The following is a 25,349-nucleotide window of genomic DNA, read 5'->3' as shown; positions in this document are numbered from 1 at the left end:
GGCGTACGCGGCGCCGGGCGGGCCGTCCGCCGAGCCGTTCGCGGGAACGCCCGGGCAGGACGCGCCGCTGCCGCCGATGCCGCCCGCCGGTCCGGCGGGGCCGTCCGGTGAAGGGGCGGGCGCGGCGCCCGCCGAGTCGAGCGAGGTGACGGGCCGGCTCCCCCGCCGGGTGCGGCAGCGCAACATGGCGCCGCAGCTGCGCGCGCGGCCCGCACCCGGTCCCGCCGACCCCGGCGACCCCGGGGCGACGTGGGGCGACGGGCCGGCCGAGGAGTACGACGAGCCGAGCCCGGAGGTCAGCCGGGACCTGATGTCATCGCTACAGTCGGGATGGCTTCGGGGCAGGGACGACGATCCGGACGATCGCGATCCACGCGATGAATGGGGGCAGGGATGACGCAGCAGGGCCACGCCACCGGAGAGCTGGACTGGCTGCTGGACGATCTCGTCGAGCGGGTCGGGGAGGTGCACCAGGCCGTGCTGCTGTCGCGGGACGGCCTGGTGATGGGCGCCTCCGGCGGGGTCACCCGCAAGGACGCCGAGTTCCTCGCGGCGCTGTCGTCGGGCTTCCACAGCCTGGCCAACGGCGCCCGCGAGCACTTCCAGGCCAAGCAGGTCCGGCAGACGGTCGTCGAGCTGGACGGGCTGCTGTTCTTCGTGATGCCGGCCGGCAGCGGCAGCTGCCTGGCGGTGCTGAGCGACGCGGGCGGCAACGCCGGGCTGGTCGCCTACGAGACGACCATGCTGATCAAACGGGTGCGGCGCCAGCTCGGCACGGCGCCGCGGGCGCAGGACGCGGCCGACCCCTCGCAGGCCGGCGCCCCGGGCTGAGCCGGCCGTGGAGACCCCGAGAGAGCGCTGGGTCGGCGCGGACGCCGGCCCGATCGTGCGGCCGTACGCGGTGACCCGCGGCCGCACCCGTCCCCGCGGCCTGGCCGTCGACCTGGTCACCCTGCTCGTCGCGACGGGCCGCACCCCCGGCGAGCGGGTGTGGCTGTCGCGCGAGCAGCGGCGGCTGCTGGAGCTGTGCCGCCGCCCGTCCACCCCCGCCGACCTGGCCTCCGACACCGACCTGCCGCTGCGGGTCGTGCAGATCCTGCTGGAGGACCTGCACCACTACGGCCTTGTCGAAGAACTTCCGCAGGCCGGGCCGTCCGGGCCGAGCAGCACCGGGCGTCCCGACCCGAAGATCCTGATGAGAGTGCTCGATGAACTCCGCCGCCTATGACCCGACCGCGCCCGCCGAGGACCTCCCCGCGCACACGCTGAAGATCCTGGTGGCCGGGGGATTCGGCGTCGGCAAGACGACCCTGGTCGGCGCGGTCAGCGAGATCCGCCCGCTGCGCACCGAGGAGGTCCTCACCGACGCGTCCGTCGGGGTGGACGACCTCGGCGGCGTCGAGCGCAAGACGACCACGACCGTGGCGATGGACTTCGGCCGGCTCACCTTCACCGGCGGCGTCCGGCTGTACCTGTTCGGCACGCCCGGGCAGGAGCGGTTCTGGTTCATGTGGGACCAGATCGCCTACGGCTCCGTCGGCGCGATCGTGCTGGTGGACACCCGGCGGCTGCCGACGAGCTTCGCCTCCATCGACTTCTTCGAGAACCGGGGGATCCCGTTCGTCGTCGCCGCGAACGTCTTCGACGGCGCGCGCCGCTACACCCCGGAGGAGATCGCCGACGCCCTGGACCTGGACCCGGACGTCCCGGTCGTGCTGTGCGACGTGCGGCACTACGACTCGGCCAAGAACGTCCTGATCCGGCTGGTCGAGCACGCGCTGCAGTCGGCGACGGCCTGACGGCCCGGGACGGCTCCCGGCGGGTCAGGGCGAGGTCGTCCCGGCGACGATGAGGGAGGCGAGCGCGGCGTAGGCGGCGGAGTCGTCCAGGCCGGTCTGCGCCTTGATCTCGCCGCGGTGGATCGACTCCATCACCTGGCCGGCGACGGCGCCGACGAACGCGGCGTCCGCGCCGGGGGCGGCCTCGCGGACGAACTCCTGCACGCGTCGCGCCGCGATCAGCGTGTTGCGCTTGTAGATCTCGCGGGCGGGCGGGAACGCGTCGAGGTCGGCGAAGAAGGCGGGCGAGGCGGGGGCGAGCTCGGCGGAGATGGCGCGCAGGTAGGCGCCGACGCGCTCGCGCGGCCCGGCGCTCGCGTCCACGACCGCCTCGACGCGCTCGGTGGCGCGGCGGAAGAACGCGCGCACCACGGTGACGATGATCTGCTCGCGGCTGGCGGCGACGGCGTACAGGGTGCTCTTGGAGCAGCGCAGGACGGCCGCCAGCTCGGCGACGCTCAGCTCGGCGAACCCCCGGTCGAGGAACACCGCGATGAGCCGCTCGACCAGGTCCGCGCGCCGCCGCGCGGCCCGGGTCTCCGTCATCCCGCGACAGTACCAAAAAGGGTTCCCGGGTACTCATTCTGGTACCGTGCAGGTGGCGAAAGGAGTCGCGCATGCCCGCCACCCGGCACCTGCCCACGTCCGAGTCCGAGGACCTGCTCGCGCTCACCCGCGAGATCGCGGCCAAGGAGCTGGCGCCCCGCGTCGCGGACGCCGAGCGCGCCGGGGCGTTCCCCCGCGAGGTGTTCGCCACACTCGGCCGCGCGGGCCTGCTCACGCTCCCCTACCCCGAGGAGTTCGGCGGCGGCGGCCAGCCCTACGAGATCTACCTGCAGGTGCTGGAGGAGATCGGCGCGGTGTGGGCCAGCGTCGGCGTCGGTGTCAGCGTGCACGCGCTGTCCTGCTTCCCGCTGTTCGCCTTCGGCTCCGACGAGCAGCGCGCTCGCTGGCTGCCGGACATGCTGTCGGGCGAGCGGCTCGGCGCGTACTGCCTGTCGGAGGCGCACGCCGGTTCCGACCCCGCCGCGATGCGCGCCAAGGCCGTCAGGGACGGCGACTCCTACGTCCTCAACGGCGCCAAGGCGTGGACGACCCACGGCGGCAAGGCCGACTTCTACACCGTCATGGCCCGCACCTCCGACGAGGGATCGCGCGGCATCTCCTGCTTCCACGTCCCGGCGGACACCCCCGGTCTGGAGTTCGACCAGCCCGAGGACAAGATGGGCCTGATGGGCTCCACCACCGCGACCGTCCGGCTCGTGGACGCGCGGATCCCGGCCGGCAACCTGATCGGCGCCGAGGGCCAGGGCCTGGCGATCGCGCTCGCCGGCCTGGACGCGGGCCGCCTCGGCATCGCCGCCGTCGCCACCGGCCTCGCCCAGGGCGCCCTCGACCACGCCGTCGCCTACGCCAAGGAGCGCGAGGCGTTCGGCAAGGCGATCATCGACCACCAGGGGCTGGCGTTCGTCCTCGCCGACATGGCCGCCGCGATCGAGTCGGCCCGCGCCACCTACCTGGCGGCGGCCCGGCTGAAGGACGCCGGCCGCCCCTACGGCCGGGAGGCGTCGATCGCCAAGCTGGTCGCCACCGACAACGCGATGAAGGTGACGACCGACGCCGTCCAGGTCCTCGGCGGCGCCGGCTACACCCGCGACTTCCCGGTGGAGCGCTTCATGCGCGAGGCCAAGGTCATGCAGATCTTCGAGGGCACCAACCAGATCCAGCGCCTGGTCATCTCCCGCCACCTCGCCCGCTGACCCCCGGCCCGCGCCCGCCCGCTGCCCTCAGTCCGCGCCCGCTCCTGCGCCCGCCCGCGGATTCCCGGATTCGCGCGCCGTTCTGTACGACGCGTCACAGTCCGTCCGCGCGCGGGCGCCTAGCGTCGGAGCATGTGGCAGTTCGTCCTGTGGGGACTCATGGGAGCGGTGGCGAACCGCACGCTGGTCTTCCTTGAGGCGAACCGGCGCGTCAAGGGGCCGCCGCTGCGGTTCCCCGGCGGGCCGGGCGGCGGGTACTTCCTGCTCGCCTGCGCCCTGCACGCCATGCTCGCCGGGATGGTCACGTCCGCGGCGGCGGCGAGCGACATGATCACCGAGCCGTGGATGGCGTTCGCGCTCGGCGTGGGCGCCCCGGCCGTCCTGGCGAAGCTCGGCCGGCACGCGCTGCTGTCCCTGCCGCCCGGTCCGGACGCCAAGGACGAGGATGAGGACGAGGACGACGGGCACCGTGCGGGCGGCGAGCCCCACCGGGCCGGATCGAGTGGGGGAAGAAATGCCGAGTCCTGATCGCGCGTGGCGCCGGCTGCTCGAGGCGTTCTCCGACGCGTCCGCCCACCCCCGCCCCGGTACCGGCACCGCGGCCCCCGGCACCACGGCGCCCGCCGACGACGGCAGGGCCCGGCGGCTGCTGGAGGCGTTCTCCGACGCCTCGCCCGCGTTCGCCCAGGCCGGGCCGTGGCCCGGTCCCGCGGGCGGGGCCCCCGTCCTCGGCCGCTCCCTCGCGTGGGGCCTCGTGGTGTTCGCCGCCCTCGGCGCGGCGTGCACGGCATGGGCGGCCGCCGAGACCGGGACGCGCGCCGCGGCGGTGGTCGCCGCGCTCACCTTCGCCGTGCTGGCGCTGTTCGCCGCGCCGCTGCTGGAGTTCGCGCGCGCCCGGACCGCCCCGGCCCGGGCGCAGCGGCGGAGCGCGCCGCTCGCCCAGCCGGAGGCCGAGGACAGGGAGAGCTTCTGGCACGCCCTCGACTCCGCCGAGCGGCGCGCCCTCCGGGACGCCGCCCGGCTGCGCTCCTTCGGGCCGCGCACGCCGATCCTGCGGCAGGGGCATCCCGCCGACTACGTCGTCGTCATCCGGTCCGGCTGGACGAAGGTGCGCGTCGACCGGGCCGGCGAGGAGCTGATCGTCGCCGTCCGCGGCCCCGGCGACCTCATCGGCGAGCGGGCGCTGCTCGACGGCGACGCCTGGTCGGCCACCGTCATCGCGCTCGGCACCGTGAAGGCCCTCGTCGTCGCGGCGGCGGACTTCCGGCGCATCGTCGAGGACCATCCGGGCGTGCAGTCCGTCCTGGAGAAGCAGGCGCACGACCGCGCCGTCGACGAGGCGGCCCGCGTGGCCGGCACCGAGCTGGCCGACACCGAGCGGCGGCTCGCCGCGCTGTTCACCACGCTGTCGCGGGCGCGGGGCCGCACGCTCCCGGTGACCGGCGGGCAGCTCGCCGGGTGGACGTCGTCGTCGCCGGCGACCGTGGACAGCGTCCTCACCCAGTGGCGCGACGAGGGGCTCGTCCGCTCCCGGTCCGGCACGATCGACGTGCTGAACCCGGCCCGGCTGGAGCTGCTCACCGACGCCGCGCCGCCCCCGGACGCCCGGCCCGGCGCGCCCTTCCTCACCGGCCAGAACTGCGCGGTCGTCGTCACCGACGTGGTGGGCTTCGACTCCCCCGCCCGGTCCGACTCCGACCGGGCCGCGATCCGGAAGGTGCTGTACCGGTCGCTGGAGGAGTCGTTCGCCGCCGCCGGGGTGCCGTGGGCCGCCTGCCATCACGAGGACCGCGGCGACGGGGTGCTGCTGGTCGTCCCGCCCGGCATCCCGGTGAGCGCGCCGGCGGGCCCGCTGGCCGGAGCGCTCGCCGAACGCCTCGCCCGGCACTACGGGGCGGCGGCCGAAGGGCGGCGCTTCCAGGTGCGGGTCGCGGTCGACACGGGCCCCGTGCTCGCCGCCCCCGGCGGGGTCACCGGCGCGGTCCTGGCCCGCGCGGGCCGGCTGCTGGACGCCGACGTCCTGCGGCGGCGGCTGGGCTCCGGCGCCGCCGTCCTCGGGCTGATCGTCTCGCCGCTCGTGCACCAGCTGGCCGCACCCGACGTCCCGGGCTTCGAGCCCGTCGACGTCCCGGAGCCGAAGGACGCGGGGCCCGGCACCGCGTGGCTGCGGCTCTATCCGGCCCCGGCGATGGGGACCTGACGCGTCCGGGAACGGCGGGAAGAAATGGGGTGCGGCGCCGCGAAACGCCCTGCGAGCATGACGGCGTGGACGGCACCTTCGAAAGCCTCGTCATCTCGCGCACGCTCCGCGTCCCGGCCCCGGCGGGCGGGCCGGGCGCGGGCGGCGGCGCCGCGCGGCAGCTCGACGCCGCGCTGATGTCCGTCGGGTTCAAGCTGTCGCGGAACCTCATGGAGTGGCTGTCGGGGATGGACCGGGGAGCGGTCCACGACACCGCCATCAGGGTCCTGGACACCGTGCGGACCATGGTCGGCGACCACGTCCGGCACAACGTGTACTTCCGCCGCTTCCCGCGCAAGGTCCCCGACACGGTGGAGTTCTGGGCCGAGTGCATGCAGAAGTGGCTGCTCGACCCGGTGTCGCCCGACGACGTCCGGCGCGCCGCGGCGCAGGGCACGCTGAATCTCCTCGACTTCCCGTCCTACGGGCGGTACCTGCACACCTACGAGGAGATGCTCGCCGCGCACGACGACCTGATCGCGAGCGCGAAGGACCGCGTCACCGTCCTGCACCTGGGCGAGTCCCTCGACCGCGAGGTCGAGGACCTGTACCTGGCGCTCGCCGGGAGCACCACCCCGCTCAACGCCGCCGATCTGGAGGCGCTGCAGGTCCTCGCCGGGCACTGCGCCCACGGCCGGCAGCCGGACGCGATCCCGGTCCGCGAGAACCGGGCCGTCGTCAACAAGGCCCGCCTGGACGCCGGGCTTCCGCTGCTGCTCGACACCGTCACCGACGTGCTGCGGCTGGCGTGCGCGCTGTCGGACGGCGACGTCACGCTGGCCGAGCCGACCCGGTTCCGGTCGCCGCGCCGCCCGGTGCGGCGCGCGCTGCTCGCCGGCCTGGACGAGGTCGTGCGCGACTCTCCGGCCAAGCTCGGCGACGTCGGCCAGTACCGGGAGCCCTGGAAGCGGCTCGGCGAGCGCCTGCACCCGCACGAGCACCCGGCCTACCCGCACGCCGCCGACGTGTTCGCCGTCGCGCGCGGCGACAGGACGGCGCGGACGCTCATGGGCCGCTTCGAGGCGCTGCTCGCCGGGGACGACGTCACCGGCGCGGCCCGCCTGCTGTCCGGCGCGCCCGGGATGCTGTTCCGGTCGGCGGACCGGCTGCTGCGCACCGCGTCCGCCGCGGACCGCGACGCCGTCCTGGACGCGATCGAGGCGGCGACGGGCGGCGTCTCCGGACGCGTCGTGCTGTCGCTGCGCGAGCACCTGCTGAACCGGCCGGACGAGCAGGGCCGCGCCCGCGTCTTCGCCAACCGGGCCGGCCGCGGCGCCGTCGTCCCCGACGAGCGCCCGCCCCTCGACGCCGACGTGCGGGATCGGCTCGTCGCGTTGCTGGACGCCGAGACCGCGCGCCGCCTGCCGCCGGCCGGGCGCCTGCTCGTGGATCCGGACGTCCTCGACGTGGCGCTGCCGATCAGCGGGAAGGCCATGGCGGCGGGGATGGGCGTGCTCCCCCGCGGGTCGGTGACACCGGTCGAAGGCGAGCTGCTGCGGTTCTTCATCTACTGGAAGCAGGCCCGCTACACCACCGACTTCGACCTGTCGGCGCTGATGCTGGACGGCGACTACCTGAACCCGACCTGGCTGTCCTACACGTCGCTGACGCAGGCCGGCGGCCGGCACTCCGGCGACATCACCGAAGCGCCGGACGGCGCCTCCGAGTTCATCGACCTGCGGCTCGGCCGGATCGGCAAGCGGGTCGTTATCCCGCAGGTCAACGTGTACTCCGGCGAGGGGTTCGAGCAGGTCGCCGAGTCGTTCTTCGGGTTCATGCTCCGCGACGCCGAGCAGCAGGGACGGCCGTTCGAGCCGCGCACCGTCCGGATGAAGTCCGACCTGCGCGGGACGGGCGGCGTCGCGCTGCCGCTGGCGTTCCTGCGCGGCGAGGACGGCCGGTGGCGCGCCAAGTGGCTGCACCTGTTCCTGCGGGGGCACCCCGAGTTCAACCAGGTCGAGGGCAACCGCATCACCACGACCGCACTCGTCCGCGCGGTCGTCGACCGCCGGTACCTGACCGTCCGGTACCTGACCGGGCTGTGGACATCCGGGGGTGCGACGGTCCTGCCGTGGGACGGCGGGCGGGTCCCGGACGGACCGGTGACGTTCGTTGGCTTCGAGCGTCCCGAGGGCCTGCACGAAGAGTCGCGGATCGTCACGCCGGAAAACCTGCGCGACCTGATCCCCGCCTGACTGCTAGCGTGAACGCGGCGAGGCCATGAGGGGGCTTCCTTCTCATTTTCCGAACCAGCCCTCTCGCTCTCCTCGCCCCCAGCGTTCACAGGACGGGCGCCGCCCCACCGGCGGCGCCCGTTCTCCGCGTCCGGGGCAGAATGGCGATGTGGCACGTGATTCCGTCCTGACCAGGGCGGTCCGGATCTTCGACGCGTTCGATCCCGACCATCCGTCGCTGTCGGTGTCGGAGATCGCGCGGCGCACGGGCCTGCACGTCGCGACGGCGTCGCGGCTGGTCGAGGAGCTGGTGCGGCACGGGCTGCTGGCGCGCGACGAGCGGCGCCGCGTGCGGGTCGGCATGCGGATGTGGGAGCTGGCGTCCCGGGCGGCGCCGACGCTCGGGCTGCGCGAGGCCGCGATGCCGTTCATGGAGGACCTGCACGCGGTGATCGGCCACCACACCCAGCTCGGCGTGCTCGACGGCCGCGAGGTGCTCTTCGTGGAGCGGCTGTCGATGCCGAGCGCGGTCATCAACGTCACGCGGATCGCGGGTCGGCTGCCGCTGCACGCCTCGTCCAGCGGGCTGGTGCTGCTCGCGCACGCCCCCGCCGGCCTGCAGGAGGACGTGCTCGCCGGGGACCTCGCCGCGTTCACACCGAGCACCGTGGTGGATCCGCGCCGGCTGCGGGCGCTGCTCGCCGAGGTCCGCCGCGGCGGCGCCGCGCTCTGCCCCGGCTACATCGACGAGCGCGCGACCGGCATCGCCGTGCCGATCCGGGGACCGGACGGCAGGGTGATCGCGTCCCTGTCGGTCGTCGTCCCGAACGACGCCAACGCCCGCGCGCAGATCCCCGCACTGAAGGCCGCCGCACGGGGCATCTCGCGGGCCGTGGGCGCCGACATGCTGTGAGCGGACGCACATTCGTCTCTCATCAGATGAGAAGGCCGTGGCCGCGGCGGTGCGCCGGAGGCGATTCTCGAGGCCGGACCCAGACCTTGAGGAGACCCCATGGCGGGCACGGCCATCGAACTCCGCGTCGTGGCCAAGGACCGGGCGGCCGACGGCGTCGTGACGCTGGCGCTCGCCCGCCCGGACGGCGGGCGGCTGCCGGACTGGGCGCCCGGCGCGCACGTCGACCTCGTCCTCCCGAACGGCCTGACCAGGCAGTACTCGCTCTGCGGCGACCGCTGGGACGCCCGGATGTACCGGGTCGGCGTGCTGCACGAGCCCGCCGGCCGCGGCGGGTCGGCGTTCGTCCACGACGAGCTGTCGGTCGGCGACGCGGTCGGGATCGGCGGGCCGCGCAACAACTTCCGGCTCGTCCCGTCGGAGCGGTACCTGTTCATCGCGGGCGGCATCGGGATCACGCCGCTGCTGCCGATGGTGCGGCAGGCGGAGATGCTCGGCGCGGACTGGCGGCTGCTCTACGGCGGCCGGTCGCGGACGTCGATGGCGTTCCTGGACGAGCTGGAGCCCTACGGCGCCAAGGTCACCGTCGTCCCGCAGGACCAGCAGGGCCTCCTCGACCTGCCCGCGTGGCTGCCCGGTGAAGCCCCGGACACCAAGGTCTACTGCTGCGGCCCGGCGCCGCTCCTGGAAGCCGTCGAGGGGCGCTGCGCCGGCTGGCGGCGCGGGCTGCTGCGCACCGAGCGGTTCGTCGCCCGCGAGAACGGTGCCGTCCGCGACGAGCCGTTCGAGATGGAGCTGCGGCGCAGCGGGATGACGGTCGCGGTCCCGCCGGGCCGGTCGGTGCTGGACGCCGCCGGTGCCGCCGGGGCGAACGTGCTGTCGTCCTGTCGGCAGGGGCTGTGCGGGACGTGCGAGACCGCCGTCCTCGACGGCGTCCCCGACCATCGCGACTCGATCCTCGACGACGACGAGCGGGAGGCGGGCGACTGCATGTTCGTGTGCGTGTCCCGGTCCCGCAGCGACCGCCTCGTCCTGGACCTGTGAAAGGAAACGCCATGACCACCGTGCAGGCCCCGCCCGCGATCGACGCCGACCCGTTCGGGCACGAGCACCTCGAAGACCCGCTCCCGCTGCACGAGCGGCTGCGGGAGGCCGGTCCCGTCACCTACCTGACCAGGTACGACGTGTTCGCGCTCGCTCGCTACGAGCAGGTGCACGCCGCACTGACGGACTGGCAGGGCTTCCAGTCCGCCGCCGGCGTCGGGCTCAGCAACTTCCGGCACGAGAAGCCGTGGCGTCCGCCGAGCCTGCTGCTGGAGGCCGACCCGCCCCGGCACGACGCGCCGCGCGCCGTCCTCGCCAAGGTGCTCGGCCCACGCGCGCTGCGCCGCCTACGCGACGGCTGGCTCGCCGACGCCGAACGGCTCGTCGACGACGTCCTCTCCGACACCGAGTTCGACGCCGTCCCGCGCCTGGCCGAGGCGTTCCCGCTGCGCGTCTTCCCCGACGCGGTCGGCCTCGGACGCGACGGACGCGAGAACCTCCTCCCCTACGGCGACCACCTGTTCAACACGTTCGGCCCCGAGAACGACCTCGTGCGGAACGGACAGCCCCGCATGCCCGAGGTGTCCGGCTGGGTCAACGCCCAATGCGCACGGGACCGGCTCACGTCCGACGGGTTCGGCGCACAGATCTGGGCCGCCGCCGACCGCGGCGACATCACCCACGAGCAAGCGCCGCTGATCGTCCGGTCGCTGCTGTCTGCGGGCGTCGACACGACCGTCCACGGCCTCGCCGCCGTCCTCTACGCGTTCGCGGCCAACCCCGGGCAGTGGCGGCGCCTCCGCGACGAGCCGCACCTGGCCCGCACCGCGTTCGACGAGGCCGTCCGCTGGCAGTCGCCCGTCCAGACGTTCTTCCGGACGGCCGTGGGCGACCAGGAGATCGGCGGGACGGTCGTCCCGGACGGCCGCAAGATCCTCATGTTCCTCGCCGCCGCCAACCGCGACCCGCGCCGCTGGACCGACCCGGACGCGTTCGATCTGTCGCGCGACCCGTCCGGCCACGTCGGCTTCGGCATGGGCCTGCACCAGTGCGTCGGCCAGCACGTGGCGCGCCTCGAATCCGAGGCCCTCCTCACCGCGCTGGCCCGCCGCGTAGACCGCATCGAACTGGCCGCAACACCCGTCCGCCACCACAACAACACCCTCCGCGCCTGGAAGTCCCTCCCGATCCGCCTCCACCCCGCCTAACGAAGACCCGGCTGAGCACGCAAACGGAAGATCAGACCCCAGCCACCACCACGGGCAGGCCCGCGGAGCGAGTGCAGCGAGCGCAGCGGGCCTGCCCGACGACGGACGAGCCGTTTCACGCGGAGCGCCAGCGGAGCGTGAAACGGCTCGTCCGTCGTGACGGGGGATCGAGGGGATCGCCCCCCTGGGTCAGCACAGCCGGACGTACTCGTAGTCGAAGGGCTTGCCGTTGATGCCGTTGCGGGGCGGGGCGATCCAGGAGGCGATCTTGCCGGGCTCGTGGACGGGGCGCATGAGGGAGCGGACGTGGGTCTTGTCGACCTCGGTCGGCAGCCAGGCGCCCTTGCGGGCGTCCCATTCCTCGGCGGTGAGGCGCTCGCCCTGCGGGGTGGCCTCGATGCCGGAGAAGGCGCCGACCTTGCGGTTGAACGCGACGCTGGGGAGGTAGAGGCGCTGCGGGAGGCCGGCGTCGGCGAGGATGCGGTTCCAGCGGTTGACGCCGCTCTGGCAGTCGGAGACGTACTCGCGGCGCAGGTCGGTGTTGAGGCCGACGAGGGCGGCGACCTCGGACTGGCCGATCTCGCCGTCGACGAGGGCGTCCACGAGGATGGCGTCGTCGGTGAGGAGGTGGTCGTCCTTGCGGCGACCCTCCATCCAGCGGCCCTTGAGCCCGGCGGTGTAGTAGTTGGCGACGTTGCTGGACGTCTCGGAGCCGAACAGGTCGAGCGACACCGAGTAGTGGAAGTTGAGGTACTTCTGCACCATGTCCAGCGGGATCGCGCCGTAGGGGGCGACGTCGTCGGTGTCGTGTTCGAGCATGAGCTGGACGGTCCGCTCGACGACGCGGTCGATGCCGGTGGTGCCCACCATCATGTGGTGGGCCTCTTCCTTGAGCATGAACTCGCAGGTCCGCGACAGCGGGTCGAAGCCGGACTCCTTGAGGGTGCCGAGCTGGTACTTGCCGTCGCGGTCGGTGAAGTAGGTGAACATGAAGAAGGAGAGCCAGTCGGGGGTCTCCTCGTTGAAGGCGCCGAGGATGCGCGGCGACTCCTCGCTGCCGGAGTTGCGGTGCAGCAGCTCCTCGGCCTCCTCGCGTCCTTCGCGGCCGAAGAAGGCGTGCAGGAGGTAGACCATCGCCCACAGGTGGCGGCCCTCTTCGACGTTCACCTGGAACAGGTTCCGCAGGTCGTAGAGGCTGGGGGCGGTGGCGCCGAGGTTGCGCTGCTGCTCGACGGACGCGGGTTCGGTGTCGCCCTGGATGACGATGAGGCGCTGGAGTTCGGCGCGGTACTCGCCGGGGACCTTCTGCCAGGCGGGCTCGCCCTTGTGGGCGCCGAAGCCGATGCGGCGGTCGCCGTCGCGTTCGGCGAGGAAGATGCCCCAGCGGTAGTCCTTCATGGCGACGTGCCCGAAGTGCGCCCAGCCCTCGCGGCCGACGTTGACGGCTGTGCGCAGGTAGACGTCCTGGGTGGGCAGGGTCGGGCCCATCGACTCCCACCAGGACAGGAAGTTCGGCTGCCACGACTCCAGGGCCCGCTGCAGCCGCCGGTCCTCGTGCAGGTCGACGTTGTTCGGGATCTTCTCGGAGTAGTCCGCGGAGACGGGCATGCTCAGACTCGCTTTCGGTCGAAGTCGGCGCGCCGTCCGGTGCCGTAGCGGCGCAGCGCGCCGTCCGGGCCGGACGCGTTCGGCCGGTTGAAGATCCAGTTCTGCCAGGCGGTGAGCCGACCGAAGATCTTGGTCTCCAGGGTCTCGGGGCCGGGGAAGCGGTAGTTGGCCTCCAGGCCGGTGAGGGCGTCGGGGGAGAATCCGGCGCGCTCCTCGACGGCGATGCGGACCTCCTCGTCCCAGTCGATGTCGTCGGGCGCGAAGGTGACCAGGCCGAGGCGTTCGGCGTCGCCGGCGTCGAGGGGCTTGGCGGCGGCGTCGCGGACGGCGGCCAGGCCCTCGTCGTCGCCGAGGAAGCGGGTCCGCAGGCGGGTGAGGGCGTTGCTCATCGGGAGCGGGCCGAGGTTCATCGCGTCGACGGCGATGGTGGCGGGGTCGGCGCCCGGGTCGACGTCCTCGAAGACGCCTTCCAGCTGGTAGGAGCGGTCGGCGGCGAGCGCGAGCTCCAGGAGGGAGCCGGCGAAGCAGCTGCCGGGCTCGATCAGCGCGATGAGGCTGCGGCTGGTGACGTCGAGGCGCTTCAGGGTCCGCTTGAGGTAGAGGACGATCTCGTTCGCGAGCCAGTCGGAGGCGTTGTCGAGCAGCAGCCGGTCGTGGTCGAGGACCTTCAGCGGGTCGCCGGCGGTGCGCAGGATCCAGGTGCCGAGGGACGGCTCGTTGGTGCGCAGGTCGAGGATCAGGTCGTCCAGCTCGCGGGTCATCGCGAGCGTCCAGAAGTCCGCGCCCTGGGCGTGCACGCCGGCGATGTCCTCGGGGGCATCGGCGGCGGGGCCGCTGACGGTGATCTCGACGGCGGCGGTGTCGCGGTCCAGCTTCGCCGTCACGTGCCGGTAGGCGATCTCGGTGCCGGTGCGGGTCTTGTCGAGCGGGGTGAGCGCGACGCCCGCGGCGCCGGACGGACGGTTCGAGCGGGCGGCCAGCTCGGCGGCGCGTTCCGCGACGGCCGTGTCCCAGGCTGTGCGGGAGACGGCCTCGTCGACCAGCCGCCACGCGACGGCCTTCTTGCCGCCGAGCCCCTCGGCCTTGGTGGCGAAGTAGTCGGCGCGGTCGCGGCGGACGTGCCGCTTGTCGGTGACGCGGGTCAGCCCGCCGGTGCCGGGCAGCACGCCGAGCAGCGGCAGTTCGGGGAGCGAGACGGTGGACGACCGGTCGTCGACGAGCATGATGTGGTCGCAGGCGAGCGCCAGCTCGTAGCCGCCGCCGGACGCGGTGCCGTTGCACGCGGCGAGGTAGGTCTGCCCCGAGTTCGCGGTCGCGTCCTCGATGCCGTTGCGGGTCTCGTTGGTGAACTTGCAGAAGTTCACCTTCCAGGCGTGCTCGGACGCGGCCAGCATCCGGATGTTCGCCCCGGCGCAGAAGATCTTGTCCTTGCCGCTGGTCACCACGACCGTCCGGACTGCGGGGTGCTCGAACCGCAGCCGCTGGACGGCGTCGTACAGCTCGATGTCCACGCCGAGGTCGTAGGAGTTGAGCTTCAGCTCGTAGCCGGGGACGAGGCCGCCCTGCTCGTCGACGTCCATCGCCAGCGTGGCGACCGGACCGTCGACCGCGACCCTCCAGTGCCGGTAGCGGCCCGGGTCGGTCCGGAACTCGACGTGCATGGGGTGCTCCTCCGCTCTGTCCGTGACCCCATGCTCCACAGAACACGGTCATCACGTCAAGAGTTTGTAGCACATCACCGCCGGGGCGCGGGCGGTCAGAGCCACCCGAGCGCCGACAGCCCGATCACGGCGAAGGCCGCGCCGCCGACAGCGAAGAAGAGGTCGTCGAAGTTGCCGCGGCCCCGGAAGTCGTCGATGCGCACCTGCTCCGGATCCTCGGGATCGTAGAGCACGGGCACCTCGCGGCCCTCGCGGCGCGGGAACCACCCGCCCACGTCCGTCCGCGTGCGGATCTCGCGTCCGTCGGCCGTGCGGAACTCCAGCACGGGGTAGTAGGTGAACGTCGTGGTGGAGCGCGCCGATCCGCCGAGCCCCGTGTGGTCCGGCGGGCCCCGACGTCGACTCCCTCGCCTGGCCCCGCAGCGTTCGATGCGCCGCGCGGCCCGCCGGGTTCGGGGGACGCCCGGATCAGTCGCGGCCGAGGAGCGCGGCGGCCAGGTCGCGGACGGCGAAGCGGCGCAGCTTGCCGCTGGCCGTGGTCGGCAGCACGTCCATGATCAGCACCTCGCGGGGGCGCTTGAACGCCGCGAGCCCCGCCCGGCAGAAGTCGATCAGCTCCTCCGGCTCGGCCTTCACCCCGTCGGCGAGGACGACGCAGGCGATCGGCTTGTCCAGCCCGTCGCCGTCCGGCAGGCCGACGACCGCGACCATCGCGACCGCCGGGTGCTCCAGGAGCCGCGCCTCGACCTCGGCGGGCGACACCCAGATGCCGCTGGCCTTGAGCATGTCGCCGGTGCGGCCGAGGCAGGTGTAGTAGCCGTCCTCGTCCACGACGTAGGTGTCGCCGGTGCGCAGCCAGGCGCCCTGGAACACCTGCCGGGTCGTCTCCGTCCGGCACCAGTAGCCGGTCGCGATCGACTCGCCCTTCACCAGCAGCGAACCCGGCGTGCCGGGCGCCACGTCGGCCCCCGCGGAGTCGACGACCCGCAGCTCGTAGCCGGGAACGGCGACGCCGGTGGTGCCGGGCCGCACCTCGCCGGGGCGGTTCGACAGGAAGATGTGCAGGCACTCGGTGGACCCGATCCCGTCGATGATCTCCACGCCGTACCGCTCGGTGAAGCGGCGGCACAGCTCGGCGGGCAGCGGCTCGCCCGCCGACACCGCGAGCCGGACCGACGCGAACGCCTCCGCCGGCACGTCCGCGTTGAGCAGCGCCGCGTAGAAGGTGGGGACGGCGAAGAACAGCGTGGGCCGGTACTCGCGCAGCCGCTCGGCCACGGACACGGGCGTCGGGCGGTCCGGATCGAGGATCGTCGTGGCGCCGACCGCGAGCGGGAAGAACATCGAGTTGCCGATGCCGTAGGCGAAGAACAGCTTGGCGACGGAGTAGCAGCGGTCGTCCGGAGTGATGCCGAGGACCTGCCGGCCGTAGGTCTCCACGACGTGCCGGATGTTGGCGTGCCGGTGCATCGCGCCCTTGGGCTTGCCGGTCGTCCCGGACGTGTAGAGCCACAGCGCGCTGGAGTCGTCGGACGTCGCGTACGGTTCGCCGATCTCGCCGCCCCGCGCCGCGCCCTCGGCGACGAGGTCGGCGAAGGGGTTCAGCCGGGCGCCCTCCGGCACCCGCGGCACCGCGTCGCCTTCGACGGCGACGCGCCGGACGCCCGGGGCCAGCGCCAGGGCCTCCTCGGCGGGCCCGGCGAACCGGTCGCTGACGATCAGGACGCGGGCGCGCGCGTCGTTCAGCAGGGCGGCCAGCTCGGCGCCCGTCAGCATCGTGGACACCGGGACGGGCACGGCGCCGAGCCGCATCGCGCCGAGGACCGCGCCCGCCATCGACGGCCCGTCCGCCATGAAGAGCACGACGCGCTCCTCGGCCCGCAGCCCCCATGCCTCCAGCCCGGCGGCGATGTTCCCGGCAAAGGCGTCGAGGTCGGCGTAGCTCAGGTCGCCACCGGGTCCGGTGAGCGCGGTCCGTGCGGCGGTGTCGGGGTCCCGGGCGGCCCGCAGCAGATAATCGGAGGCGTTGAACGTGTCCGGCCGCGCCTGGCCGGTCGCCGCGTCAGCGGTCATCGGGGACTCCCCTTCGCCGTGAACCGTGGCAAATATGTTCTACACTCTCAAAACGCTAGTCAATAGTTATGTGGAATGATGACCGACCGGATGCAGTCACACGCGGAGGGAGAGCCGATGGACCGGACCGGCGGCGCGGACGCGGACGCGGGTACCGGCGCTCCGGCGGCGGCCCCGAGGTTCCGGCGCCGGCGCGAGCTCGGTGCGGCGAGCGCACGCTCGCTCCTGCTGACCGTCCTCGGCGAGTTCGTCCTGCCCGCGGGCGAGCCGGTGTGGACGGCCGCGTTCCTGGAGGCGCTCGGGCTGCTCGGCGTGGAGGAGAAGGCCGTCCGGCAGGCGCTCGCCCGCAGCGCGACCGAGGGCTGGCTGGCCGGCGAACGGCACGGCCGGCGGACCGCCTGGCGCCTCACCTCCGCCGGGGAGCGGCTGCTCACCGACGGCACCGAGCGCATCTACGGCTTCGGCCTGCCCGGCGGCGACTGGGACGGCCGGTGGCTGCTGGTCCTCGCCACCGTCCCGGAGACCAACCGCAAGCTGCGGCACCTGCTGCGGACCCGGCTGTCCTGGAACGGCCTCGGCAACCTGTCCCCCGGCGTGTGGGTCAGCCCGCACCCCGAGCGCGAGCCCGAGGTGCGCGAGGTGCTCGCGGAGATCGGCGTCGCCGACACCTCGACGCTGTTCGTCGGGTCCCTCGGCGACCTCGGCGAGGCGCGCCGCGTGGCCCGGCAGGCCTGGAACCTGGACGAGATCGAGCTGGCCTACGAGGACTTCCTCGACGCGGTCCGCGCGCTGCGTCCCGCCGACGAGCCGGGGACGTTCGCGGCGCACGCCCGGCTCGTCCAGGAATGGCGGCGGTTCCCGTTCCTCGACCCGGCGCTGCCGGCCGAGCTGCTGCCGGACGACTGGAGCGGCTCGCAGGCGTTCGCGCTGTTCCACGAGCGGCACGGCGCGTGGCGGCCGGTCGCCGACCGGCGCTGGAAGGCCATGAACGCCGGCTGACCGGGCTCCGGACGGTTCCAGCGCCATCGCGGCCTCCTCGATGATCTCCCGACGCTATCCAGCCGCCGGAAAGGCCGTCAATGCACCGGCTCGCCCCGTTCCGCCGGGCATGGCGCAGGTGTAGGAGGCGTCCCTGCGGGAAGGGACGCAGCGCCTTGTCCACCTGCTGGAGGTGACCACATTGAGCGGGCTGGTCGGACGGAACCTGCTGGCGGGCCCCGAGCCCCACGTCGCCGAGGACGCCGGGTACGCCGACGCCCCGCCGCGCATGGGCTTCTTCACCGACACCTCCGTGTGCATCGGCTGCAAGGCCTGCGAGGTCGCCTGCAAGGAGTGGAACGCGGTCCCCGAGGACGGCCTGGAGTTCACCGGGATGTCCTACGACAACACCCAGGGGCTCGGCGCGGACACCTGGCGGCACGTCGCGTTCATCGAGCAGGACAAGCCGGTCGGCAACGCCGACTCCGGCGTCCGGTGGCTGATGGCCTCGGACGTCTGCAAGCACTGCACGCATGCCGCGTGCCTCGACGTCTGCCCGACCGGGTCGCTGTTCCGCACCGAGTTCGGGACCGTCGTCGTCCAGGAGGACATCTGCAACGGCTGCGGCTACTGCGTGCCCGCCTGCCCGTACGGGGTCATCGACCAGCGCAAGGAGGACGGCCGCGTCTGGAAGTGCACGCTGTGCTACGACCGGATCGGCGACGGCCTCGAACCCGCCTGCGCCAAGGCGTGCCCCACCGACTCCATCCAGTTCGGCCCGCTCGACGAGCTGCGCGAGCGCGCCGCCGTCCGCGTCGACCAGCTGCACGAGATGGGCGTCGAGGACGCCCGCCTCTACGGGCACGACCCGGAGGACGGCGTGGGCGGCGACGGAGCGTTCTTCCTGCTGCTGGACGAACCGGAGGTGTACGGGCTGCCGCCGGACCCGGTCGTCACCACCCGGGACCTGCCCGCCATGTGGAAGCACGCGGGCGTGGCCGCCGCGGCGCTCGCGGGCGGGATCGCCGCGCTGTTCACCGTCCACGGCCGGCTGGGAGGCAGGCGATGAGCACGTCCGACGTCACCAAGGACGGGATCGAGGGGAAGCGGCCCGGCCGGGACGCCCTGATCGGCCAGGGCACCGGCAAGGGCGAGCGGAGGCGGCGCCGCGGCGAGCGGGCGATGGTGCCGAAGGCCGAGTTCACCTCCTACTACGGCAAGCCGGTGCTGAACCCACCGGTGTGGCAGGCGGCGGACATCGCGGGGTACTTCTTCCTCGGCGGGCTGGCGGGCGCGGGGTCGGTGCTGGCGGCGGGCGCGGACCTGACGGGGCGGCGCAAGGCGGCCCGGGCGCTGAAGGTCTCGTCCCTGGTCGCCATCGCCGGGTCGGCGGCCGCGCTGATCCACGACCTCGGACGTCCGGCGCGCTTCTACAACATGATGCGGGTGATGAAGCCGACGTCGCCGATGAGCATGGGCTCGTGGCTGCTCGCGGCCTACGGCCCCGCCGCGGGCGCCGCCGCCGTGCTGGACGTGACCGGGCTGTTCAAGCCGCTGGGTAGGGCCGCGACGCTGGGCGCCGCGGCGCTCGGCCCGGCGGTCGCCTCGTACACCGCCGTCCTCGCCTCCGACACCGCCGTGCCGGCCTGGCACGACGGCTACCGGGAGCTGCCGCTGGTGTTCGTCGGGTCGGCCGCGGCCGCCGCGTCCGGGATGGCGCTGCTGGCCGCGCCCGTCCGCGAGACGGCGCCGATGCGCAGTGCCGCGGTGTTCGGCGCGGGCCTGGAACTCGCCGCGGCGAAGCTGATGGAACGCCGGCTCGGGATGGTCGCCGAGCCCTACCGGGAAGGCACGGGCGGCAGGCTCATCCGGGTGGCGGAGGTCCTGTCGGTCGCGGGCGCGGCGGGCGGCGCGCTGCTCGGCGGCCGCAGCCGGATCGCGGCGGCGCTCAGCGGCGCGGCGCTGCTGGCGGGCTCGGCGTGCACGCGGTTCGGCGTCTTCCACGCCGGGATGCAGTCGGCGAAGGACCCCAAGTACACCGTGGTGCCGCAGCGCGAACGCGCGGACGCCCGGGACACGGCGAAGACCGGCAACGGCTGAGATCACCGCCGCCGCCCTTCTCATCGGCGGCGGCGCGCCGCGCGTCAGCGGCCGCCGTAGTCGGGGGCGCGCTTCTCCACGTACGCGGTCATGGCCTCGGTCTGGTCGGCGGTCATCATCGTCAGGACCTGCTGGCGGTTCTCCAGCTCGACGGCCGCGTCGAACGAGGGGATCTCCAGCGACAGCCACATCGCCTGCTTGGTCAGCGACAGCGACAGCGGCGGCATCGACAGCAGGTCGTCGACCGCCTTGTCCACGCGGCCGGACAGCTCGCCGGGCGCGACGGCGTCGGCGAGCATGCCGATCCGCAGCGCCTCGTCGGCGTCGAACCGCCGCGCGGTCATCATCAGCTCGTGCGCGCGCCCCGCGCCGACCAGCCGCGGCAGCATCCACGACGTGCCGATGTCGCAGGCCGAGAACCCGACGCGCATGAACGACACCGCGAACACCGCCGACGTCGAGGCGATCCGCAGGTCCGACGCCAGCACCAGCGCCAGCCCGCCGCCCGCGGCCGCGCCGTTCACCTCCGCGACCACCGGCTGCGGCAGCCGCCGGATCCGCTGCACCAGCCCCGCGATGTGCCGCTGCCTCGCCAGCCCCCGCTGCACCGCGCCCGCACCGTCCAGCCCCTCGGGCTCGCCGTATCCGCCCAGGTCCAGGCCCGCGCAGAAACCGCGGCCCGCACCGGTCAGCACGACCACCCGGCACTCCGGGTCCGCGCCCGCCTCGGCCAGCGCCGCGTGCAACCCCTCGACCATGCCGGAGGTCATCGCGTTCAGCCGCTCGGGCCGGTTCATCTCGACACGGGTGACGCCCGGACGCGGCCGGGTCACGACGATCTCGCTCAACGCTCCTCCTGCGGCTGCCGCGCCCCCACCCGGCGGCAGGGGGCACTCAGCGTAGGCCGCTCAGGGGGCGGGGCGTTCGCGCGGGGTACGGAACAGGCACTCCTGGGTGAGGCTCGCGACGAGGACGCCGTCGCGGGAATGGATCGTTCCCGAGTACAGGCCGCGCCCCGACGCGACGGTCAGCGGGACGAGGTCCATCAGCACCCAGTCGTCCATCCGGACCGGCCGGTGGAACCACACCGCGTGGTCGAGGCTGGACCCGGACCGGGCCTTCCCGTCGTGCAGCGCCGTCAGTCCCGTCGAGATGTCGGACAGGTACGTCAGCACGCACGCGTGCAGCAGGTCGTCGTCCGGCAGCGGCTCGACGCAGCGCGACCAGATCCGGGTCGGGAAGTCCGACGCCGGGTACGGCTGCGGCGGGACGCGGCTGTCCATCGAGAACAGCCGCGGCATCTCCGCGTCGGGCAGCGTCTCGGGTCCGGGCGCGTCCGGGGCGGGGTGCACCTGCCGGTCCTCGTCCTCGGCGGGCCGCTGGAACGACACCGACATGTTGAAGATGACCTCGCCGCCCTGCAGGGCGACCACGCGCCGCGCCGAGAACGAGCGGCCGTCGCGGTCCCGGTCGACGCGGAAGATCGTGGGCCGGGCGGCGTCGCCGCCGCGCAGGAAGTAGCCGTGCAGCGAGTGCGGCAGCCGGCCCTCCGGGACGGTGCCGCCCGCCGCGCGCAGCGCCTGCGCGGCGACCTGCCCGCCGTAGAGCGGGTACGGGTCGTCGAACACGAGGGCGCCGCGGTACAGGTCCCGGTCGAGCTCCTCCAGGTCCAGGAGTTCCAGGACGGAGTGCCGCTCTTCCAGGCGCGGTTCGGGTTGCTCGGAGATGGTGGGTCGCACGGTCGAGACGTTATCCGACGCCTCTCCCGGCCCGGGCGCGCGGGCGCCGGTGTCCGCGCGTCCGCGCAGGTGAGCGAGGTGAACCGGGCCGCACCGCCACCTCAGCGTGGCCTTCGTGGGGACGGCCGGGCCGCCGTGCGCCGGGTTAGGCTGGAGGCTCCCGGGGTTCGGTGGGGCGTCCGGGGCGACCGGACGATGGCGTGCGGGGAGGGGCCGTGACGGCACCGGGTGAGGCCGCCGAGAGGGTCCGCATCATCGATGCCGCGTACCGCTGCCTGGCGGCGGCGAACGGCGTGCCGGTGACGGCCGGCGACGTGGCGGCGGCGGCGGGGCTCGCGGACGAGGCGTTCGGCCGGCATTTCGCGTCCAAGGACGCGCTGCTGCTGGCGATGTTCCGGCGCGACGGCGCGCTCCTGACGGCGGAGATGCGGTCGTGGGCGGCGTCCGCCGCCGGGCCGCCCGAGGCGCTGCGCGCGGTGGTCGACGGGATGCTGCGGATCACCGCCGACGACCGGCGCCGCCGCCGCGCGCTCGCGCTCGCCTCCGGGGAGGCGGTGCGGGCCCGCGGCTGCACCGAGGAGCGCGCCCGCGCGGTGGCCGAGCAGGAGGCGCTGATCACCGAGATCCTCGCGGCGGGCGTCGCGGACGGGTCGCTGCCGTGGGCGGACCCGGAGCCGGACGCGCGCTCGATCCGGGCCGCGCTCGGCCGCGCGTTCGAGCACCAGCTGGCCGGGACGGCTCGGGAGAGCGCGTCGGCGGCCGCCGCGCAGCTCACCGCGTTCCTGTTCCGGGCGCTCGGCGTCCGCAGCGCCAACGGCCGGGCCATGACAAATGTCATCGGCGGCTGATGGGCCGTCTCACTGCCGGTGACCGGGTCCCCGAGCGGACCATTTCCGGTATGACGAACAACGAGAACGGCACCGGCCAGGACCTCCGCCACCCGCAGACCGTGCGGGCCTTCCGCGAGATGCGGCTGCTCACCGGCGGCTACCTCGCGCTCAGCTGGCTCACGATGGGAGCCGCCTTCCTGCTCCGCCACCACCACTCGATGGTGACCTCGAACGTCTGGGTGCGCGGCGGCATCGTCGCGATCGCGTCCGTGGTGTCGTTCGCGCTCGCCCGCCGCGCCGCCCAGGGGTCCCGGGGCGCGTACCGGCGGCTGCGGATCCTCTCCACGGTGATGGTCGTCGCCGTCGTCGTGATCGTCTCGCTGCCCGGCTTCCTGCCGGCGTGGATGCGGATCGAGCAGGCCGTCTGCGGGCTGCTGCTGCTCCGCGTCGTGATCATCGCCGCCGGCGGCCGCATGCGGACGCTGTTCGCCGCCAAGTGACCACGGGTGCGGACGAGGCGGCGGGAGGCCGGTAACGTGCCGGGCATGCAGGACGCCGTGCAGGCGCCGCCGGGCGGCGGGCGCGCAGCCGATCCGCAGCGGTGGGCGCGCGGCTGGCGCCGGGCGGCGCTGTCGGCCGGGATGCTGGTGTACCCGTCGGTGACGGCCATCGGGGTGGCGCAGTACTCCTCGGGGGCCGCCGCGGCCGCCGGGTTCGCGATCGCCGGCGCGTTCGTCGTCACCTACGTCCTGGCGGGCGTGTGCGTCGTGCGCCGGGACCAGAACCGGCTCTGGATCTGCTACGCGGTGATGATCGTGCTGTTCGTCGCCGAGCTGCCGTTCGCGCGGAACTTCGCGTTCTTCCTGTGGGCGGTGATCACCGCCCTGACCGCGCTGATGCTGCGCCGCCGGATCCTGCTGATCGTGCTGGCGGGGGCGCTGCCCACGCTGCTCGTCCCGTGGGCGGTGCGGCCGTGGCACACCGGCCCCGACGCGCTCCTCGCGCTGATGGTCGTGTTCACCACCGTGACGGTCTACGCCTACGCCGAGATGGCCGGCGCCAACGAGGCGCTGGTGGAGGCGCGCGCCGAGGTGGCGCGGCTGGCGTCGGAGGCCGAGCGCGCCCGGATCGCCCGCGACCTGCACGACCTGCTCGGCCACTCGCTGACCGTCATCACGGTCAAGAGCGGGCTCGCCCGGCGGCTCGCCGAGAGCGGCTCCCCCCGCTCGGCGGTGGAGATCAGCGAGGTGGAGGAGCTGTCCCGGCAGGCGCTGACGGACGTGCGCGCGGCGGTGTCGGGGTACCGGGAGGTGTCGCTCGCGAGCGAGCTGGCCCGGGGCCGGGAGGTGCTGCGGGCCGCGGGCGTCGTCGCGGACCTGCCGACGGCGACGGAGATGGTCGACCCCGCCCACCAGGAGCTGTTCGGCTGGGTGGTGCGCGAGGGGCTGACGAACGTGGTGCGGCACGCGCACGCCACCCGCTGCACGGTGTCGCTGACGCCGACCGGCGTGGAGATCGTGGACGACGGGGTGGGCGCGCCCGCCCCCGGCGGCAACGGGCTGACCGGGCTGCGGGAGCGGGTCGCGGCGGCCGGCGGCGGCGTGGAGGCCGGCCCGGTGCGCCCGCGCGGCTGGCGGCTGAAGGTGACGGTCGGGACCGCGGAGGACGAGCGCCCATGACGATCCGGCTGCTGCTCGCCGACGATCAGGAGCTCATCCGCACGGCGCTGTCGGCGCTGCTCGACCTGGAGGACGACTTCGAGGTCGTCGCGGCGGTCGGCCGCGGCGACGAGGTCGTCGACGCGGTCCTGGAGCACCGGCCGGACGTGGCGCTGCTCGACATCGAGATGCCCGGGGTCGACGGGCTGGCCGCGGCGGCGGTGCTCGCCGAGAAGGCGCCGGACTGCCGGGTGGTGATCCTCACGACGTTCGGCCGCGCCGGGTACCTGCGCCGGGCGATGGCGGCGGGCGCCGTCGGGTTCGTGGTGAAGGACGCGCGGGCCGAGGCGCTCGCGGACGCGGTCCGCCGGGTGATGGGCGGCGAGCGGGTCGTCGACCCGGCGCTCGCGGCGGCGACGCTGGCGGCCGGCGAGTCGCCGCTCACCCCGCGCGAGGTCGACGTGCTCAACGCGGCGCGCTCGGGCGCGACGGTGGCGGAGATCGCCGGGAACCTGTACCTGTCGGAGGGGACCGTCCGCAACTACCTGTCCGCGGCGATCGCCAAGACCGGGACCCACAACCGGATGGAGGCGCTGCGCGCCGCCGACGAGCGCGGCTGGCTCTGACCGGGCGGCCCCGCCGTCGCTTCCGGCCGCCCCGCTAGTCCGCCTCGGCGCTGCCGCTGACGCGCAGCTTGCGGCGGGCGCGCTCGTAGAAGGTCGTCCTGCCGAGCCGGACCACGCGGGCGGCGCCGCGGGCCGCGGTGACCTGCAGCCGGTCCCCCGCGGCGAGCCGCCCCGCGACCCGGCCGTCCACCTCGACGACCAGCGTCCCCGACGTCGGCAGCAGCGCCAGCTCGACGTCCTCGTCCGCCGACAGCACGACGGCGCGGTTGAACGTCGAGTGCGCGGCGGCCGGCACCACCAGGAAGCCCTCGACGGCGGGCGAGACGATCGGCCCGCCGGCGGAGTAGCTGTAGGCGGTCGAGCCGGTCGAGGTCGCGACGATCACCGCGTCGCCCGCGTACCGGACGAACGAGCGGCCCTGCACCGCCACCTCGACCGCGGCGAGGCCGTCGCCCGGCATCCGCACCAGCGCGATGTCGTTGAACGCGGACACGACCTGCCCGCCGGGCAGCCGCATGCACACCGCCATCCGCGGCTCGACCTGGTAGCGGTGCTCGTCGATGCTGGTCAGCGCGTCCGCGAGGCCGTCCACGTCGATCTCGGCGAGGAACCCGAGGCGGCCGAGGTTGACGCCGAGGACCGGCGTGGCGGCGCCCGCCGCCAGCCGCATGCTGCGCAGCATCGTCCCGTCGCCGCCGAGGCTGACGAGCAGGTCGGCGCGCCCGGCGAGCGCGGCGGCCTCGACCGGGACGGCGCTGCAGTGGATCCGGCCGATCTCCTCGGGCAGCCCGAGCACCGTCCCGCCGCGCCGTTCCGCCCATCCGACGATCGTCTCGACGGCCGCTTCGGAGTCGCGTTCGGGGTGCAGGACGAGCCCCACCGTGTGCACCATGCCCATGG

The 25,349-nt window shown here is 74.1% G+C and carries 25 protein-coding genes and 1 pseudogene; 18 read left to right on the top strand and 8 right to left on the bottom strand.

Going from position 1 to position 25,349, the window contains the following annotated elements; all coding sequences use genetic code 11:
* From J4709_RS45375 to J4709_RS45360, 4 genes and pseudogenes are all read left to right on the top strand, one after another.
* Positions 1 to 397: pseudogene (locus J4709_RS45375) on the top strand (hypothetical protein); the annotation flags it as partial.
* Positions 394 to 831 (top strand): roadblock/LC7 domain-containing protein, encoded by a 438-nt coding sequence (locus tag J4709_RS45370; protein WP_173094684.1) that lies wholly within the window; start codon positions 394 to 396, stop codon positions 829 to 831. The pseudogene J4709_RS45375 and the gene J4709_RS45370, both read left to right, overlap by 4 nt.
* 7 nt (positions 832 to 838) lie before the next feature.
* Positions 839 to 1,228 carry a DUF742 domain-containing protein gene (locus tag J4709_RS45365; RefSeq protein ID WP_173094685.1) on the top strand — a complete coding sequence of 130 codons (390 nt, stop codon included), beginning with the start codon at positions 839 to 841 and terminating at the stop codon, positions 1,226 to 1,228.
* A complete protein-coding gene (locus J4709_RS45360) occupies positions 1,209 to 1,799 on the top strand; it encodes a GTP-binding protein (protein WP_208251684.1) in 591 nt (196 codons plus the stop codon). Before J4709_RS45365 ends, J4709_RS45360 begins: the two co-directional genes overlap by 20 nt.
* A 24-nt stretch (positions 1,800 to 1,823) precedes the next feature.
* Here the strand turns inward: J4709_RS45360 and J4709_RS45355 are convergent, their stop codons facing one another.
* On the bottom strand, positions 1,824 to 2,384 hold the full coding sequence (locus J4709_RS45355) for a TetR/AcrR family transcriptional regulator (protein WP_208251683.1): 561 nt from the start codon (positions 2,382 to 2,384) through the stop codon (positions 1,824 to 1,826).
* A 71-nt stretch (positions 2,385 to 2,455) separates the two neighbouring features.
* Between J4709_RS45355 and J4709_RS45350 the strand changes: the two genes are divergently transcribed.
* From J4709_RS45350 to J4709_RS45320, 7 genes are all read left to right on the top strand, one after another.
* On the top strand, positions 2,456 to 3,598 hold the full coding sequence (locus tag J4709_RS45350) for an acyl-CoA dehydrogenase family protein (RefSeq protein ID WP_208251681.1): 1,143 nt from the start codon (positions 2,456 to 2,458) through the stop codon (positions 3,596 to 3,598).
* Positions 3,599 to 3,730: 132 nt separating this feature from the next.
* Positions 3,731 to 4,126, top strand: a complete 396-nt coding sequence (locus tag J4709_RS45345; RefSeq protein WP_208251675.1) for a hypothetical protein — start codon at positions 3,731 to 3,733, stop codon at positions 4,124 to 4,126.
* Complete coding sequence (locus J4709_RS45340) at positions 4,113 to 5,798, top strand: cyclic nucleotide-binding domain-containing protein (protein ID WP_208251674.1); 1,686 nt, start codon at positions 4,113 to 4,115, stop codon at positions 5,796 to 5,798. The genes J4709_RS45345 and J4709_RS45340 overlap by 14 nt, the downstream gene beginning before the upstream one ends.
* A gap of 65 nt (positions 5,799 to 5,863) precedes the next feature.
* Complete coding sequence (locus J4709_RS45335; RefSeq protein WP_208251672.1) at positions 5,864 to 8,032, top strand: TerD family protein; 2,169 nt, start codon at positions 5,864 to 5,866, stop codon at positions 8,030 to 8,032.
* 148 nt (positions 8,033 to 8,180) lie between these two features.
* On the top strand, positions 8,181 to 8,924 hold the full coding sequence (locus J4709_RS45330; RefSeq protein WP_307802084.1) for an IclR family transcriptional regulator: 744 nt from the start codon (positions 8,181 to 8,183) through the stop codon (positions 8,922 to 8,924).
* Positions 8,925 to 9,023: 99 nt separating this feature from the next.
* Positions 9,024 to 9,968, top strand: a complete 945-nt coding sequence (locus J4709_RS45325; RefSeq protein ID WP_208251668.1) for a PDR/VanB family oxidoreductase — start codon at positions 9,024 to 9,026, stop codon at positions 9,966 to 9,968.
* Between the two features lie 11 nt (positions 9,969 to 9,979).
* On the top strand, positions 9,980 to 11,176 hold the full coding sequence (locus tag J4709_RS45320) for a cytochrome P450 (RefSeq protein ID WP_208251666.1): 1,197 nt from the start codon (positions 9,980 to 9,982) through the stop codon (positions 11,174 to 11,176).
* Positions 11,177 to 11,365: 189 nt separating this feature from the next.
* Here the strand turns inward: J4709_RS45320 and boxB are convergent, their stop codons facing one another.
* The 4 genes from boxB to J4709_RS45300 all read right to left on the bottom strand — a co-directional run bounded on the left by boxB (position 11,366) and on the right by J4709_RS45300 (position 16,518).
* Entirely contained in the window at positions 11,366 to 12,784 is a 1,419-nt protein-coding gene (boxB, locus tag J4709_RS45315; RefSeq protein ID WP_208251664.1) for a benzoyl-CoA 2,3-epoxidase subunit BoxB, read from the bottom strand.
* Between the two features lie 2 nt (positions 12,785 to 12,786).
* Positions 12,787 to 14,445 carry a 2,3-epoxybenzoyl-CoA dihydrolase gene (gene boxC, locus J4709_RS45310; RefSeq protein WP_208251663.1) on the bottom strand — a complete coding sequence of 553 codons (1,659 nt, stop codon included), beginning with the start codon at positions 14,443 to 14,445 and terminating at the stop codon, positions 12,787 to 12,789.
* A 95-nt stretch (positions 14,446 to 14,540) separates the two neighbouring features.
* Positions 14,541 to 14,876, bottom strand: coding sequence for a DUF3592 domain-containing protein (locus tag J4709_RS45305; protein ID WP_307802086.1), 336 nt, complete (start codon positions 14,874 to 14,876; stop codon positions 14,541 to 14,543).
* Between the two features lie 37 nt (positions 14,877 to 14,913).
* Positions 14,914 to 16,518 carry a benzoate-CoA ligase family protein gene (locus J4709_RS45300; protein WP_208251659.1) on the bottom strand — a complete coding sequence of 535 codons (1,605 nt, stop codon included), beginning with the start codon at positions 16,516 to 16,518 and terminating at the stop codon, positions 14,914 to 14,916.
* A 117-nt stretch (positions 16,519 to 16,635) separates the two neighbouring features.
* Here J4709_RS45300 and J4709_RS45295 point away from each other — a divergent pair, with 117 nt between their 5' ends.
* From J4709_RS45295 to nrfD, 3 genes are all read left to right on the top strand, one after another.
* A complete protein-coding gene (locus tag J4709_RS45295) occupies positions 16,636 to 17,517 on the top strand; it encodes a PaaX family transcriptional regulator (protein WP_208251657.1) in 882 nt (293 codons plus the stop codon).
* 268 nt (positions 17,518 to 17,785) lie between these two features.
* On the top strand, positions 17,786 to 18,565 hold the full coding sequence (locus tag J4709_RS45290; RefSeq protein ID WP_208251693.1) for a 4Fe-4S dicluster domain-containing protein: 780 nt from the start codon (positions 17,786 to 17,788) through the stop codon (positions 18,563 to 18,565).
* Positions 18,562 to 19,596 carry an NrfD/PsrC family molybdoenzyme membrane anchor subunit gene (gene nrfD, locus J4709_RS45285; RefSeq protein ID WP_208251653.1) on the top strand — a complete coding sequence of 345 codons (1,035 nt, stop codon included), beginning with the start codon at positions 18,562 to 18,564 and terminating at the stop codon, positions 19,594 to 19,596. Before J4709_RS45290 ends, nrfD begins: the two co-directional genes overlap by 4 nt.
* Before the next feature lie 44 nt (positions 19,597 to 19,640).
* Here nrfD and J4709_RS45280 read toward each other — a convergent pair whose 3' ends face one another.
* Together J4709_RS45280 and J4709_RS45275 are read right to left on the bottom strand one after the other, a co-directional pair.
* Positions 19,641 to 20,444: an enoyl-CoA hydratase/isomerase family protein gene (locus tag J4709_RS45280; RefSeq protein WP_208251652.1), complete on the bottom strand. Its 804-nt coding sequence runs from the start codon at positions 20,442 to 20,444 to the stop codon at positions 19,641 to 19,643.
* Positions 20,445 to 20,504: 60 nt separating this feature from the next.
* The gene (locus tag J4709_RS45275; RefSeq protein ID WP_208251651.1) at positions 20,505 to 21,335 is read right to left on the bottom strand and encodes an acyl-CoA thioesterase; all 831 of its coding nucleotides are present in this window, start codon (positions 21,333 to 21,335) and stop codon (positions 20,505 to 20,507) included.
* A 215-nt stretch (positions 21,336 to 21,550) separates the two neighbouring features.
* Between J4709_RS45275 and J4709_RS45270 the strand changes: the two genes are divergently transcribed.
* The 4 genes from J4709_RS45270 to J4709_RS45255 are packed head-to-tail and all read left to right on the top strand — an operon-like array spanning position 21,551 to position 24,449.
* On the top strand, positions 21,551 to 22,183 hold the full coding sequence (locus J4709_RS45270) for a TetR/AcrR family transcriptional regulator (RefSeq protein WP_208251650.1): 633 nt from the start codon (positions 21,551 to 21,553) through the stop codon (positions 22,181 to 22,183).
* Positions 22,184 to 22,233: 50 nt separating this feature from the next.
* Entirely contained in the window at positions 22,234 to 22,665 is a 432-nt protein-coding gene (locus J4709_RS45265; RefSeq protein ID WP_232385039.1) for a hypothetical protein, read from the top strand.
* Positions 22,666 to 22,710: 45 nt separating this feature from the next.
* Positions 22,711 to 23,844 (top strand): sensor histidine kinase, encoded by a 1,134-nt coding sequence (locus tag J4709_RS45260; RefSeq protein ID WP_208251649.1) that lies wholly within the window; start codon positions 22,711 to 22,713, stop codon positions 23,842 to 23,844.
* Positions 23,841 to 24,449, top strand: a complete 609-nt coding sequence (locus J4709_RS45255) for a response regulator transcription factor (RefSeq protein ID WP_208251648.1) — start codon at positions 23,841 to 23,843, stop codon at positions 24,447 to 24,449. Before J4709_RS45260 ends, J4709_RS45255 begins: the two co-directional genes overlap by 4 nt.
* A 34-nt stretch (positions 24,450 to 24,483) precedes the next feature.
* Here J4709_RS45255 and J4709_RS45250 read toward each other — a convergent pair whose 3' ends face one another.
* Positions 24,484 to 25,347, bottom strand: coding sequence for an NAD(+)/NADH kinase (locus J4709_RS45250; protein ID WP_208251646.1), 864 nt, complete (start codon positions 25,345 to 25,347; stop codon positions 24,484 to 24,486).
* Between the last annotated feature and the right edge of the window lie 2 nt (positions 25,348 to 25,349).

This window comes from Actinomadura violacea (assembly GCF_017573465.1).
Classification (GTDB): Bacteria; Actinomycetota; Actinomycetes; order Streptosporangiales; family Streptosporangiaceae; genus Spirillospora; species Spirillospora violacea.
The sequence above is the reverse complement of the archived record's forward strand: the minus strand, read 5'-3'. Positions and strand labels throughout refer to the sequence as shown.